This window comes from Mycobacterium noviomagense, assembly GCF_010731635.1.
GTDB lineage: Bacteria > Actinomycetota > Actinomycetes > Mycobacteriales > Mycobacteriaceae > Mycobacterium > Mycobacterium noviomagense.
The window spans coordinates 2,569,716-2,582,889 of the sequence record NZ_AP022583.1 but is presented as its reverse complement, the minus strand read 5'-3'; the positions used below and the strand labels follow the sequence as shown (position 1 = coordinate 2,582,889).

At 66.4% G+C, this 13,174-nt stretch carries 14 protein-coding genes and 1 pseudogene; 7 read left to right on the top strand and 8 right to left on the bottom strand.

The window, feature by feature from the left end; genetic code table 11:
• The first annotated feature begins 111 nt into the window (after positions 1–111).
• The 3 genes from G6N15_RS11945 to G6N15_RS11935 are packed head-to-tail and all read left to right on the top strand — an operon-like array spanning position 112 to position 4,651.
• A complete protein-coding gene (locus tag G6N15_RS11945; protein ID WP_083088674.1) occupies positions 112–876 on the top strand; it encodes a hypothetical protein in 765 nt (254 codons plus the stop codon).
• Between the two features lie 6 nt (positions 877–882).
• A complete protein-coding gene (locus G6N15_RS11940) occupies positions 883–2,280 on the top strand; it encodes an alpha/beta hydrolase domain-containing protein (RefSeq protein WP_083088673.1) in 1,398 nt (465 codons plus the stop codon).
• A 4-nt stretch (positions 2,281–2,284) separates the two neighbouring features.
• On the top strand, positions 2,285–4,651 hold the full coding sequence (locus G6N15_RS11935) for a lysylphosphatidylglycerol synthase transmembrane domain-containing protein (protein ID WP_083088672.1): 2,367 nt from the start codon (positions 2,285–2,287) through the stop codon (positions 4,649–4,651).
• On the opposite strand, the gene G6N15_RS22960 is transcribed toward G6N15_RS11935, so the two are convergent.
• The 4 genes from G6N15_RS22960 to G6N15_RS11920 all read right to left on the bottom strand — a co-directional run bounded on the left by G6N15_RS22960 (position 4,648) and on the right by G6N15_RS11920 (position 6,791).
• Entirely contained in the window at positions 4,648–4,971 is a 324-nt protein-coding gene (locus G6N15_RS22960) for a phospholipase D-like domain-containing protein (protein WP_197910663.1), read from the bottom strand. The genes G6N15_RS11935 and G6N15_RS22960 overlap by 4 nt on opposite strands.
• Complete coding sequence (locus tag G6N15_RS22955) at positions 4,968–5,204, bottom strand: hypothetical protein (RefSeq protein WP_197910662.1); 237 nt, start codon at positions 5,202–5,204, stop codon at positions 4,968–4,970. Before G6N15_RS22955 ends, G6N15_RS22960 begins: the two co-directional genes overlap by 4 nt.
• 14 nt (positions 5,205–5,218) lie before the next feature.
• Positions 5,219–6,313 carry a DUF2235 domain-containing protein gene (locus tag G6N15_RS11925; protein WP_083088671.1) on the bottom strand — a complete coding sequence of 365 codons (1,095 nt, stop codon included), beginning with the start codon at positions 6,311–6,313 and terminating at the stop codon, positions 5,219–5,221.
• Between the two features lie 100 nt (positions 6,314–6,413).
• Positions 6,414–6,791 carry an NYN domain-containing protein gene (locus tag G6N15_RS11920; protein ID WP_169922530.1) on the bottom strand — a complete coding sequence of 126 codons (378 nt, stop codon included), beginning with the start codon at positions 6,789–6,791 and terminating at the stop codon, positions 6,414–6,416.
• A 64-nt stretch (positions 6,792–6,855) separates the two neighbouring features.
• Here G6N15_RS11920 and tpx point away from each other — a divergent pair, with 64 nt between their 5' ends.
• Entirely contained in the window at positions 6,856–7,359 is a 504-nt protein-coding gene (gene tpx, locus G6N15_RS11915; RefSeq protein ID WP_083088697.1) for a thiol peroxidase, read from the top strand.
• Here tpx and G6N15_RS11910 read toward each other — a convergent pair.
• A pseudogene (locus G6N15_RS11910) lies at positions 7,360–8,297 on the bottom strand (class I SAM-dependent methyltransferase).
• Positions 8,298–8,373: 76 nt separating this feature from the next.
• Here G6N15_RS11910 and G6N15_RS11905 point away from each other — a divergent pair.
• From G6N15_RS11905 to G6N15_RS11895, 3 genes are read left to right on the top strand one after another with little or no spacing between them, the layout of a single operon-like run.
• Positions 8,374–8,889 (top strand): hypothetical protein, encoded by a 516-nt coding sequence (locus tag G6N15_RS11905; protein WP_083088669.1) that lies wholly within the window; start codon positions 8,374–8,376, stop codon positions 8,887–8,889.
• On the top strand, positions 8,882–9,502 hold the full coding sequence (locus G6N15_RS11900) for an RES domain-containing protein (protein ID WP_139797908.1): 621 nt from the start codon (positions 8,882–8,884) through the stop codon (positions 9,500–9,502). Before G6N15_RS11905 ends, G6N15_RS11900 begins: the two co-directional genes overlap by 8 nt.
• Before the next feature lie 18 nt (positions 9,503–9,520).
• Positions 9,521–10,003, top strand: coding sequence for a hypothetical protein (locus G6N15_RS11895; RefSeq protein WP_083088668.1), 483 nt, complete (start codon positions 9,521–9,523; stop codon positions 10,001–10,003).
• Position 10,004: 1 nt separating this feature from the next.
• Here G6N15_RS11895 and G6N15_RS11890 read toward each other — a convergent pair whose 3' ends face one another.
• The 3 genes from G6N15_RS11890 to galT form a co-directional block, all read right to left on the bottom strand.
• On the bottom strand, positions 10,005–10,751 hold the full coding sequence (locus tag G6N15_RS11890; protein WP_083088667.1) for a Mut7-C RNAse domain-containing protein: 747 nt from the start codon (positions 10,749–10,751) through the stop codon (positions 10,005–10,007).
• Between the two features lie 254 nt (positions 10,752–11,005).
• Positions 11,006–12,088 (bottom strand): galactokinase, encoded by a 1,083-nt coding sequence (locus G6N15_RS11885; protein ID WP_083088666.1) that lies wholly within the window; start codon positions 12,086–12,088, stop codon positions 11,006–11,008.
• Entirely contained in the window at positions 12,085–13,164 is a 1,080-nt protein-coding gene (galT, locus tag G6N15_RS11880; protein ID WP_083088665.1) for a galactose-1-phosphate uridylyltransferase, read from the bottom strand. The genes G6N15_RS11885 and galT overlap by 4 nt, the downstream gene beginning before the upstream one ends.
• Positions 13,165–13,174 lie beyond the last annotated feature (10 nt).

Genomic DNA, 13,174 nt, shown 5'->3' with positions numbered 1-13,174 from the left:
GTTTCAGAGCATGTGGAGTCGCGGTTGCCGCCTGCGACAATCCCGACGCGCCGTCGTTGATAGCCCAGTTCGCGCCGGCAGCGCCGAATGCACTACATACACTGACCGATCGTGGGCATTTTGTTCGGGTACGCGCCGTGGGTCCTCTATTGGGTGCTTGTCGGCAACATTCCTTTCACCGTTGCCGTGCTGGTGGCGCTGGCGATCGCGGTCGCCGCGCTGGTGGTCAGGCGCGGCGTACTCCAATTGGGCGCAGTGGCAACGTTTTTGGTGCTGACTGTTCTGACGTTGATCCTGGGCCAAGTGTTCTTGGAGCGGTGGATCCTGCCGCTGAGCAATGCCGGGATCGTCCTGGTGGCGCTGAGCAGCGTGGTGATCGGCAAGCCGTTCATGCGGGAATTCGCCGGGGCCGACCTGACCACTCGATTGGCCAACACCGATTTGTTCGCCCGGGTGACCACGCTGTTGACCTGGTTCTGGGTCGCCGTGTTCGCCGCCATGACGGTGTCGTCGTCGATCCCGCCGATTATGGATGCCGACGCATCGATCCTCGAGCGCAAGACACCGCTGTCGTTCCTCGGCTACTGGCTGATCCCGTTCGCGCTGCTGGGCCTGGCGGTGCTCGCGTCGCGAATCTTGCTCGACAGGATGACCGCCGGGGCAGACGACGTCGTCCGCAAAACCTCGTTCGTGGCCTACAGCGAAGCCACCATCGACGAGCTGTACTACCTGGCCCAAGAACACGCCAACCGCGAAGTCGGTCCAGGCCAGGTGGCCTACGAGGTCAAGGTCGGCGCCAAGGGAGAGCCGCTGACGGGCGACGAGTCTCGGCTGTCGTGGCCTTCCACCTACAAAGTGCGCCAGCGGCGCCGCTAGGACAACATGACTATCGTCACGCCGGCCCCGGGAAAACCCAACGTGCTGTTGGGCCGGTTCGACATCGCCGAGCTGGGTTATATCGCCGAGGAGTTCTTCGTTTCCGGCACCGCGTCGTCGTATCGCCCCGCTGCGAAGTTGCGGCCCGGCGGGCGGTGGAGCGTAACGCCGTTGGCGACAGCGGATTACACGACGCGGATCGTGGTGCTCACCCCCGCCGACCCGGCGACGTTCAACGGCACAGTGCTGGTCGAGTGGCTCAACGTCAGCGGCGGCATCGACGCTCCAGCGGTGTGGTTCATGGCCCACCGCGAAATCGTTCGCTCCGGCTACGCCTACGTCGCTGTCTCGGCCCAGCAGGTGGGCATCCAGGGCGGTGTGACCCGGGGCGGCTTCGACATGTCACTGAAAACCCAAGACCCGACACGGTATGCGCCCCTGCACCACCCGGGCGACGCGTTCTCCTATGACATGTATTCGCACATCGCTGCGCTGGTCCGCGGACGCAACGACGTACTGCGCGGGTTGGCTCCCGAACATGTTGTGGCGCTGGGAGAGTCGCAGTCCGCTTTCTTCCTGACCACCTACGTCAACGCCATAGACCCGCTCGCCCGGGCGTACGACGGCTTCTTGATCCATTCCCGATTCGCCCCCGCCGCGCCGCTGGACGGCACCTCGATCTTCGACACCGAGCAACCCCGGATGCCTCAGGCGGTGGCCTTCCGCCCCGACCTCGGGGTTCCACTCATAACCGTCATCACCGAAACCGACCTTGTCGGTGGACCCGAGACGGGCTACTACCTGGCCAGGCAGCCCGACGGCGAACACCTGCGCATCTGGGAGATTCCCGGCACCGCGCATGCCGACAACTACACGATCCAAGTGGCGCCGATCGACACCGGTTTCGCGCCGCTGGACGAAATCGTGGCGGCCTACGCGCCCACCCATATGCTGATGGGCCAGCAGCTGTCGCACGCGATCAACTTCGCCCCGCAGCATCACTACGTCGTGCAGGCCGCGCTGGCCAGGTTGTGCGAATGGGTCGGCACCGGCGAGCCGGCGCCCAAAGCCCCGCGCATTGCGTTGACCGAAACCCAGCCGCCCCAGCCGGTTCTGGATTCGAACGGGCTCGCGCAGGGCGGCGTCCGAACCCCGTGGGTCGACGTACCCGTCGCCCGTACAACGGGTTTCGGCACTGACGAGACCGCGATGTCCGATCTCTTCGGGTCGGGTGAATTTTTCGATGCCGCCACTCTGCGCCGGCTCTACCCCGGCGGCGTCGCCGATTATCTGCAGCGCTTCACGACGGCGCTTGACAGCGCAATCCAATCGGGGTTCATCCTGGCGGCCGATCGCGATGAGATCCTGCAGATCGCCGCCGCCACCTACCCGGACGGATCGTGAAACTATGCGAGTTGATGGGCGCGACATCACCGTGTCCGGCAACTTGCTGCAACCACTGACCCGGCGTACCAACGACATCCTGCGGCTGGTGCTGGCGGCGGTGTTCGTCGCGGTGGTGATCGCGAGCTCGCTGATCACCCGGCCGCGGTGGGTGCAGCTGGAGAAGTCCATCTCGCAGATCGTCGGCGTGCTCTCCCCCACCCAGTCGGATCTGGTGTACCTGCTGTACGGCCTGACGATCGTGGCGTTGCCGTTCGTGATCCTGATCGGGCTGATCGTGTCCCGGCAATGGAAACTGCTTGGCGCGTACGCGGCCGCCGCGGCAATCGCCTTCGTTGCGCTGTCGATCAGCGGCAGGCACATCGCCGCGCCGAATTGGCATTTCGACTTCTCGGAGCGGTTGTCGACGCTGCCGTCGCAGTTTCTCGACGACCCGCGCTGGATCGCGATGCTGGCGGCGGTGCTGACTGTGTCGGGGCCGTGGCTGCCGGCGCGGTGGCGACACTGGTGGTGGGCGCTGCTGTTGGCGTTCGTGCCGATCCATCTGGTGGTCAGCGCGATCGTGCCGGCCCGCTCGTTGCTGGGGTTGGCGGTGGGCTGCTTCATCGGCGCGCTGGTGGTGCTGGTGGTGGGGACACCGGCTCTGGAGGTGCCGCTAGATGGCGCGGTGCGGGCGATGGCTCGGCGCGGGTTCGTTGTCTCGGGGCTGACGGTGGTGCGACCGGCCGGGCCTGGGCCGCTGGTGCTTTCGGTCGATTCCGAGCAGCCGGCGATGATCGAGCTGTACGGTCCGCATCAGCGCAGCGGTGGTGCGCTGCGTCAAATCTGGCGAAAGCTTCGATTCCGCTCCGCCGAGACCGCGCCGTGGCAGGCCTCGCTGCGCCGCGCCGTCGAGCATCGCGCACTGATGACGATAGCCATCGACGATCTGGGTGTGGCCAACACGTCGACCATCGCCGTCGCCGCGCTCGATCGCGGTTGGACTTTGTACGCGCACAAGCCTGTTCGTGGCGCGCCGATCGCCCAATGCGCGACGGCGACGCCGGTTGCCCGGGTGTGGGAGGCGCTGCGAAGCCTGCACGAGCAGCAGATCTCGCACGGTGATCTGCGCGGCAAGGAAATCACGGTCGACGACGGCGCGGTGCTGTTCGGCGGTTTCGGCGGCGCCGAGTACGGGGCCACCGACGCCCAGCTGCAATCCGACATCGCCCAACTCCTGGTGACCACCTCAGCGCTCTACGACGCGCAATCGGCGGTGGGCGCGGCGATCGACACGTTGGGCAAAGACGCGGTGCTGGCCGCGTCGCGTCGGCTGACCAAATCAGCTGTGCCCAAACGCATCCGCGAGTCGGTGACCGACGCGCGACCCATCATTGCCGCCAGCCGGGACGAGGTGATGCGTCAAACCGGCACCGATCAGCTCAAGAGCGAAACGATCACCCGGTTCACCCCCGCCCAGCTGATCCAGTTGGTGCTGCTCGTCGCGCTGGTCTACGTCGCCTACCCGTTCATCAGCACCGTGCCGACGTTCTTTTCCGAGCTGCGGACCGCGAACTGGTGGTGGGCGCTGCTGGGGCTGGCGGTCTCGGCGCTGACCTATGTCGGCGCAGCGGCAGCATTGTGGGCCTGCGCCGACGGGCTGGTGAGCTTTCGCAGCTTGTCAATCATGCAGGTGGCCAACACGTTTGCGGCGACCACCACCCCGGCCGGCGTCGGCGGGCTCGCGCTGTCCACCCGGTTCCTGCAAAAAGCCGGTGTCGGCACACTGCGGGCGACCGCGGCGGTGGCGCTGCAGCAGTCGGTGCAAGTCATCGTCCATGTCGTGTTGCTGGCCATCTTCAGCACCGCCGCGGGCGTCGGCACCGACCTCTCCCATTTCGTCCCCAGCGCCACGGTGCTCTATCTGATCGCGGGCGCGGCGCTGGGCATCGTCGGTACGTTCGGGTTCATCCCCAATCTGCGGCGCTGGCTGGCGACGGCGGTGCGCCCGAAGCTGACGGAGGTCAGCCGTGACCTGGTCGAGCTGGCCCGCGAGCCGAAGCGGCTGGCGTTGATCGTATTGGGCTGTGCCGGAACGACTCTCGGGGCCGCCCTGGCGCTGTTGGCCAGTGTCGAGGCGTTCGGCGGGCACGTCACGTTCGTCACCGTCACGGTGGTGACGATGGTCGGCGGCACCCTGGCCTCGGCCGCGCCCACTCCCGGTGGTGTCGGCGCCGTCGAGGCCGCGCTGATCGGTGGGCTGGCCGCCTTCGGTGTGCCTGCGGCCGTCGGGGTGCCGTCGGTGCTGCTGTACCGGATGCTCACGTGCTGGTTGCCGGTATCCGTCGGCTGGCCGGTGATGCGCTGGCTCACCAGGAACGAGATGATCTAATCGTGAGCCACCGCCGCATGTGCGGCCATCTGCTTGAGCATGTCGTCGTGGATGATGTCGATCCGTGAGCGGGCTTCGGCGCACACCAGTGGGTCGCGGATCACGGTGAGCTGGTTGTCCTGTCGGGATTCTCCGCCCGCGGACCAGTTGGTGGAGCAGGTCACCACATCGACCCCGTCGATGATCACCATCTTCAGGTGCATGATCGCCGACTTCTCACTGTGGCCGAACGCAATGCTGTTGCCGGTTTTGTCGTTCAGCCATGGCGCCAGCAGATCGCGCTCGGCGACTCCTTTGGCTTGCGTGGAGTCCAGACTCATTTGCACATAGATGTTTGGTTCTTCAGCTTGGACTGCAGGACCGAATTCAGCTGCGGGTCGTCGTAGCCGTACATCGCCACGACGAGGCTCTTGGCGGCCGAGGTCAGCAACGCCGCGAGCGCGTCGTGCACGCGGTCGACCGGGCTGTAGAACGTGCGGGTGGTGTCTGGGTAGCCGGGCGGAAAGGGCGCGGCTTTGTACTGGTCCAGCTCAGACAGCGAATCAAGTGCCATGGCAAGGTGCTCCTCTATAACGCTGGCGTCATCCAGTCCGCCGGGTCGGCGCTGCGCTGTTGCTGCTCGGTGGTCAAGTCGGGTAGATAGCTCGCGTCGGCGCGCCGGCGCACCAGCACACTCGGATGCACCAGCGCATCGGCGGGCATCGGTCGATGCCGGCGCCCAACCAGATACCACAGCTTTCCGTTGTGATGGATTGGTGCGGTAGCGAAGTCATCAGTCACCGCGCACTGCTGCCGGTAAGCCGCGGCGTCGATCGCCAGCTCGCCGACCACCCCGTCAACGATCCACTTCAGCGCGATAGTGGCCAGCCGATGATCGGGCATAAACGTGCCGCCCACGTCGGCGTGAACGCCGGCGAACCACCGCTCCTCGAGCCCGTTCGGGTGGCGTTCGACGAGGTATTCGCGGTACGGACGGCGGCGCTCGTCGATGGAGACGGCGTGGCGGATGCGTGCCACGTTGGGCAGCGACCGCGTGTACGGCCACCGCAGGCTGCCGAACCGCAGAAAGCCCGCCGCCTTGACGGTGTCCCACAGACCCACATACGCGACCGGCACCGCGTAGTGCCACACCTGCGTCGGGTTGTTTTGGTGCACGGTCGCAAACAGCGGCTCGTTGTCCGTGCGCCAGCAGAACGCGCGGGCAAACTCGCCCCAGTGCGCGTACTCGTCTTTGGTGAAATCTCGATTGATCGCGTACTTTTCGACCGCATACGGCAGCAGGTTCTCCGAACCGGGCCGCATCAGGCCGGGACGCAGCAGCATGCCGGCCACTGCGCGGGCGGTGTAGGCACCGCGGCTGAAGCCGAAGATGTAGATCGCATCGCCCGGGCGCCAATGGTGCATTACATACCGATACGCCTCTGCCACATTGTCTTTCAGCCCGACGCCGAATGCCCGCTCGTACAGCAGCGACATGGTCCCTGACGCCAGCGTCCCCACGCCGGGGTCATAGTAGGTCAGCTGACTGCCGGGATCTTTGTTCTCGAGCATCTCGAACAGCTTGGCGACGTTGGTGAGATTGCCGGCTCCGATTTGGTTGGCAGTGCCGTCGAAGCAGAGGACGATGCGCTTGCCCCGCGGTGACTCAATCTGCTCGGTCATCGTCCGGCCCTCGCGTTCAACGCCCGGTGCGCCCCACTCTACGGTGGCCGACCTCGCGGTGTGGGGTCTTTGGCACCGATGGGTTGAGGCCGGCCGAGCGTTACCCAGACGGGTCGACAAGGTCGCGGAAGCTGTGCGCCGGCTGGACAGATGCGCCCATGCTGCGGATCCGGCCGGCCAATGTGCGGTCCGAGGTGACGACGCAGATCTCCTGCGGTTGGGCGTCGACGCTCACCAACCGGACGATCTCGTCGTCGGCCGAGTTCGCCGCTGCCCTGGGCGCATATGCCACCTCGATCGCCACCGAGTCGATCCGGGCCGACGGCGGCTGCTCGAACACCAGCGTCACCTGGTCGCCGTTGGCCGACGCCCAGCGGTCGAGGCTGTCCACCAGCGCCACCATCGCGCCGCGGCGGTCCTGCCACCAGCCGTCGGGTCGAGTCCCGATCACGTTCATGCCGTCGACGATCCAGCGCACAAACCAACGGTACGGCCGACCCTGGTCGGAGGCGGCGCCGCGGTCCTTGGCAGACTATGGCCCCATGGCACAGATAACCTTGCGTGGTAATCCGATCAATACAGTTGGCGAGCTTCCGGCCGTGGGATCCCCCGCTCCGGCGTTCACCCTGACCGGCACCGACCTCGGCGTCGTCAGCAGCGAACAGTTCCGCGGTAAGCCGCTCTTGCTCAACATCTTTCCCTCGATCGACACCCCAGTCTGCGCGACCAGCGTGCGGACCTTCAACGAGCGCGCCGCCGGGCAGGGCCTGTCGGTGCTGTGCGTGTCCAAAGACCTCCCGTTCGCGCAGCAGCGATTCTGCGGCGCAGAGGGAATCGAGAACGTCACAACCGCCTCGGCGTTCCGCGACAACTTCGGCGACGACTACGGCGTCACCATGGTCGACGGTCCGATGGCCGGGCTGCTGGCGCGGGCCATTGTGGTGATCGGTCCCGACGGCAACGTCGCGCACACTGAACTGGTGCCCGAGATCGCGTCGGAGCCCAACTACGACGCAGCGCTGGCCGCACTGAGCTCCGCGGTGTAGTTACAAGCGCTGCGCAGAAACGAACAAACTGCGCGGCGCAGTGTCCTCGATGTCGGGCGGCCGCCGGTCGTAGCGGGCCATCAAGTCCTCGGCCGGCACCACCGATACCTCCCAGCCGTGGTGGCGCAACCAGTCGCCGACGTCTTCGCGCTCCTCGAAGTACCACAGCTGCTGGATGTCGGGGATGTCGCGCTGCTCGCCAATTTTGGCTACCAGCGCGCGGATTCGCTGCATCTGCTCGCGCTGTTTGGCGTGGGCGTCCCCGTCCATGAAGCCCGACCCCGGCGCCTCGGCCGCGATCCGGCTGCCCGGGACAGAAAGCGCTTGCACCCGCGCGAACAACAACTCCTGGGCCGCTGCCGGCAAGAACGGCAACAGCCCCTCGGCCGACCACACGCTGGGCGCTGTCGCGTCAAACCCAGCCTGCCGCAACGCTTCCGGCCAGTCGTGGCGCAGATCGACGGGAACATCGACCACGTTGGCCGTCGGCTGGTCGCCGCGTTCTTGCAACGTCGACAACTTGAACTCGAGCACCTTGGGCTGGTCGAGTTCGTAGACCGTCGTGCCGTCCGGCCACGGCAACCGCCATGCCCGTGAATCCAGACCCGCGGCCAGGATCACCACCTGCCGCACACCGGCGCTGGTGGCGTCGAGGAAGAAGCTGTCGAAAAACGCCGTGCGAACGGCCATGTAGTCCACCATCGACCGCATCCGCAGCGGCAGGTCGGGTGCTTCCTCGACGATCTCGGCAGGCAGCTCTGGCGCCGAGAACCAATTCCACATCCCCTCTCCGCGGCGTCGAGGAACACCCGCGCGAATGGATCATGGATCAGCGGATCGTCACTGTCGGTTTCCGCGGCGCGCGCCGCCGCCACACCGAGCGCCGTCGCACCCACACTTTCGGTGATCTCCCAGCTGTCGTTCTCGGTTCTTGCCACGGTGGCCACAGTACGCCGAGGATCTGGGTACCTGTTTCGATTGTTTCAATTCTGGGCGCTTGTGTTAGGCTGAGGCATGCCTACCGCCGTCGCCCCGCTCGCTCGCCAGGTCGCCGAACGCGCGCGCAAAGACTCCCGGTTCGCCGAGGTGCTCGACGCCATCTTGGAAGCGCCGACGGCGCCGCAGGGAACACTGGAACGCATCGCCGCCGCGAGCCTCAACGTGGAGCGACGCGGCGCCCTGGTGCGCGAGTTCGTCGAGGGCTCGCTGCCCACACCGAAAGTGCAGACGCGGTTGAGGCTGGGTTCGCCGCAGGCCGTGCACCGGCTGCGCAGCCGAGGCAAACTGCTGGGGTCCGCGGTCGGCAACCAAACATGGTTTCCCGCATGGCAATTCGACAACGACCGGCTGCGGCCTGATCTGCCGCGGATTCTGGAGTTGTTGGCGCGCTTCACGTCGGACCCGGTGGCCGCCGACCGGGTCATGCGTCTACGGCACGACGAGCTGGGCGGATCATCGATCGCCGAGGCGCTGCGCCGCCCGAAGACCGCCGAGACCGCGTGGCGGATGCTGGCCGCTGTCGGTGCCTGAGCTGCCCGCCGGCTACCGGGCGCGTCTGCCCACCGCGCGCCCCGTCGGCCTGCGCCGGCGCCGCGTCGCTGCCGGCACCGAACTGTGGCGCGTCGACGCCACCGCACCCGCGGAGTGGACCTGGGACGGCTTTTCCACGCCGCGCTTTCGCTTCGACCCCGAATCCGGCTTATTCCGAACGCGATACGCGGCCAGCGCACACGTCGGCGCATTCCGCGAGCGCTACTGGCCGACGGGACTGGTGATCCCGGCCGACCACGCCAGCCACCACCTGGTGCGACTGGTCGCCGCCCGGCATCTGCGCGTGCTCGACCTGCGCACCGAGGCCAACCTCGATGTCCTCGGCATCGACGACCAGATCAGCACCGGCCAGCATCCCGACGTGTGGGACACGTGTCATCGGCTCGCCGACGCCGTCCGGCGGTGGTGGAGCGACCTGGACGCCATCGTCTACCGGCCGCGCACCACGCCGAAGACCTCGGCCAACTTCGCGTTCTTCGCCCCTGACGCGTTCACAACCGAGTCGTGCCCACTGGCCGAGCGCGCCGATGTGCTGGTCGCCCTGGTGTTGCGCCACGGATTTACGGTCAGCTGGCACCTCGGCGACGCGTAGAAGGCCTACCGTGTTGGCATGGCAGAACAGTCTCCAGCGGTCACCGAATCGCACCCACCACAACCTGTACTTCGTGTTGTCAATCCCGTCCTGCGGTCACTGTTGCGCACTCCGCTCATGGGGCCGGCCCGCAAGCAGCTGATGGTGCTGAGCTTCACGGGACGAAAAACCGGGCGGCAGTACTCAATTCCGGTGAGCGCGCACCGGATTGACAACATTCTCTACGCCCTGACCAGCGCGCCGTGGAAGCACAACTTCCGCGACGGCGCCGACGCCCAGGTCGTCCTCGACGGCAAGACGACTGCTATGCGCGGTGAGCTGATCCAAGACCGCGGAGTGGTCGCCGACCTCCATCGGCGCTGCGCGGAGTCCTACGGCCCCAAGAACGCCCAGCGCATGATGGGACTGAAATTCCGCGATCAGGGAATCCCGTCGCTCGACGAATTCGCCGAGGCGGTCGACCGGCTGAAGCTGGCTGCTGTCCGGTTGACGCCCGCTTAGGTCAAAGTTGGTGGCGCAGTCGCTCGACGAGGGTGAGCAGCCGCGCGTAATGCGAGCCGGCCCAATAGATCTGCCCGCAGTCCGTGCAGCGGCTGAACTCGTCGTAGTAGCGGCGGGTCAACGGCTCGAGCTGGCCGATCACTTCGTCCTTGGTGACGCTGGCAAGTTTGCCGTTGCAGCGCACGCATCGGGTTAGCGGGGCCAGCCGCTGACGCAGATCCAGTCGCCGAATAACTTCCAATATCTGTTCTTCCGGGTCGTCGGCGCGGATGAACAGGCCGTGGGTGATGGCGCGACGCTTCAACAGGCCTCGGTCTCGGGTCAGCAGGATCCGCTGCTGGGCCAAGCTGATATCGGCCAGGCTCTGATCGTCGGCGTCGCTTGACCACCACACGTCGAAGCCCAGCACTCGCAGCAGGCGCGCGAGCCGACCGAGGTTGACGTCGACGACGAAGCGGGGCTCGCGCAGCGGCACTGGGCGCAGCCTTGTTGTCGCTGCGATGTCGAGCGCTTCGAACATCGGGTAGGCGGCAATGCGATCGCCCGTCATCGGGCGGTGGGCGAAGTCGACCGGTTCGCCGTTCACCAGAATGAGGTCGACCTCGGTATGCGGAATTCCCATTGCCTCGAGCACGTCCTTGACCGTCTGATGACTCCGGAACGGGCGGCGCATGGTCATGGCCCGGGGGTCCGGACCGAGGAAGTCGTTGAGCTCGGCGTAGGCCCGGACATCGACATAGCCGACCATGCCTCATGGTCTCGCGTGGGATCGGCGACGCGCAATCAAGTGGTCATTGCCGCAACGATTTATCTGGGCTGGTCGCTTCGCAACTCCATCATGCACCTCTGATACACAACCCAGTCACCAGTGCTGGCAAACTTTTTTGAGTTCGGCCGCCTCTCGGACCCATATGGCCTAGTGCCCGCCTTCAAGCGATTTGACCGTCTCGAATCGCTCGAAGGCGGGCAAACACCATATTGGTTACCTGGCAGCCTGATTCATCACAGCAAACACGCGCCCTGGGCGGCATAGGTTCGGGTGACCACCGGCCAGGGGTGGCCTGCGGCGGTCACGGCCCGTCGCAGCTCCCCCATGACCGCGTCCGCCCGGGCTTCAGGCACCAACGCGATCACGCAGCCGCCGAACCCTCCGCCGGTCATCCGAGCGCCTAACGCACCCGCACGCACGGCAACGTCTGCGATCAGGTCGATGTGCTCGGTGGTGATTCGGAAGTTGTCACGCATGGAAACATGTGAGGCGGTCATGATGCGGCCGGCTTCAACGAAGTCCGATTTGCCCAGTGCGGCAACGAAATCCATCACCCGCTGGTTCTCGGTCAGCACATGACGGGCGCGGCGTGCGTTGACTGGGTCGCTGATCGCGGCCAGCGCCGCAACATCGGTGACCTCCCGCAGCGACGACACTTGCAGATCCGCGGCTGCACGCTCACACGACGCCCGCCGTGCCGCGTATTCTCCGCCGACGTTGCTGTGCCGGGCCCGAGAGTCGATCAGCAGCAACGCGACACCGCGCGCGTCAGGGTCGAACGACACCGGCCGGACGGTCAGATCCCGAAAGTCGATCAACAGCGCCGTGGACGGCTCCCCAAACAGGGCAGCCAGCTGGTCGAGCAAACCCGTTGGCGCGCCGACATATTCATTTTCGGCGCGCTGCGCGAGCCGTGCCTGCTCGATCCGGTCGATCGACACGCCTGCGGCCGACGTCAAAGCACCCAGCACCGCGCACTCGAGCGCCGCCGACGACGCCAGGCCCGAGCCAATCTCGACGTCGCTGCTGATCGACATCGTGCCACCGGGCACCGCGTAGCCCGCGGCGCGCATCGCCCAAATCACCCCGGCCACATAGCCGGCCCAGCCGCACACCTCTCCGGCAACGGTGCCCAGCGGAATCCGCACCGAGCCCTGCGCGCGGTCGCTGCTCACAGTGATCGCGTCACCCCGCTCCGGCGCGAACGTCACCACCGTGCGTTGCGGCAGCGCGATCGGCAGCGCCAAACCGCTGTTGTAGTCAGTGTGTTCGCCGATCAGGTTGATCCGCCCCGGCGCGGCGTATCGGACCGTCATGCAAGTTCTCGCAGCCGCTGGGCCACGTCTTCGGGCGTCACGTCGCTGATAAACGCATCCATCGCCGACTCGGACGCGGCCAAGTACTTGAGCGCAACCGCGCTGCGGCGGATCGACATCAGCTCGACGTGGAAGTAACCCTCCCGCTGAGCGTCCGTGTCGGCGAACTGGTGTAGCGCCGACATATACGGCAGCGGTGCAGAATACATCCGGTCGAACCGGCGCAGCACGTCGAGGTAGACCTGCGCGAAATCGTCCAGTTCCCCCGGCTCGAGCTCAACAACATTGTGCACGAACCTATTCGGATAGATGTGCACCTCCACCGGCCAGCGCGCAGCGAACGGCACGAACGCGGTAAACAGATCGGTGCGCGCGATCACCCGGCTGCCGTCGGCCAGCTCCCATGCCAAGAGATCCGCAAAGAGGTTGCTGCCGTTAAGTTTTCGATGCTCGTCAGCCTGGCCCAGCATAGCGGAGGTGCGCGGGGTCAGATACGGATAGCCGTAGATCTGGCCATGTGGATGGGACAGCGTCACCCCGATCTCCTCACCGCGGTTCTCGAAACAGAACACTTGCTCGATCCCGGGCCGGGCCATGAGATCCGCGGTGCGCTGCCGCCAAGCGTCGACGACGAGCCGGGCGTGCGCCGGCTCCAGGTCCGCGAACGAGCCGGTGTGGTTGCTAGAGAAGCAGATCACCTCGCAGCGGCCGTGCCCAGGTGCGGACGCGAAACCCTCGGATACCCGAAGCGCCGACTCGCCCTCGCCCGACAGGCTCGGGAACCGGTTTTCGAAGACGACGACGTCGTAGTCGGGCGCAGGCACCTCGCTGGTCATCCCGGTCGGACCCGGGCACAGCGGGCACTGATCGGGCGGCGGCTTGTACGTGCGGTCTTGGCGTAGCGCCGCGATGATCACCCACTGCCCGGTTGTCCGGTCGAACCGCAGCTGCGACTGGCACGGCTGGCGGGGCGGCAGTGGCCGGCGATCTGCGACCGGCGAAGGGGTGTGGCCGGGCAGCGAAAAGAACAGCAGCTCGCGCCCGTCGGCCAGCTTGGCTCGCGTCGGCGCCGTCACGAACTGGAAC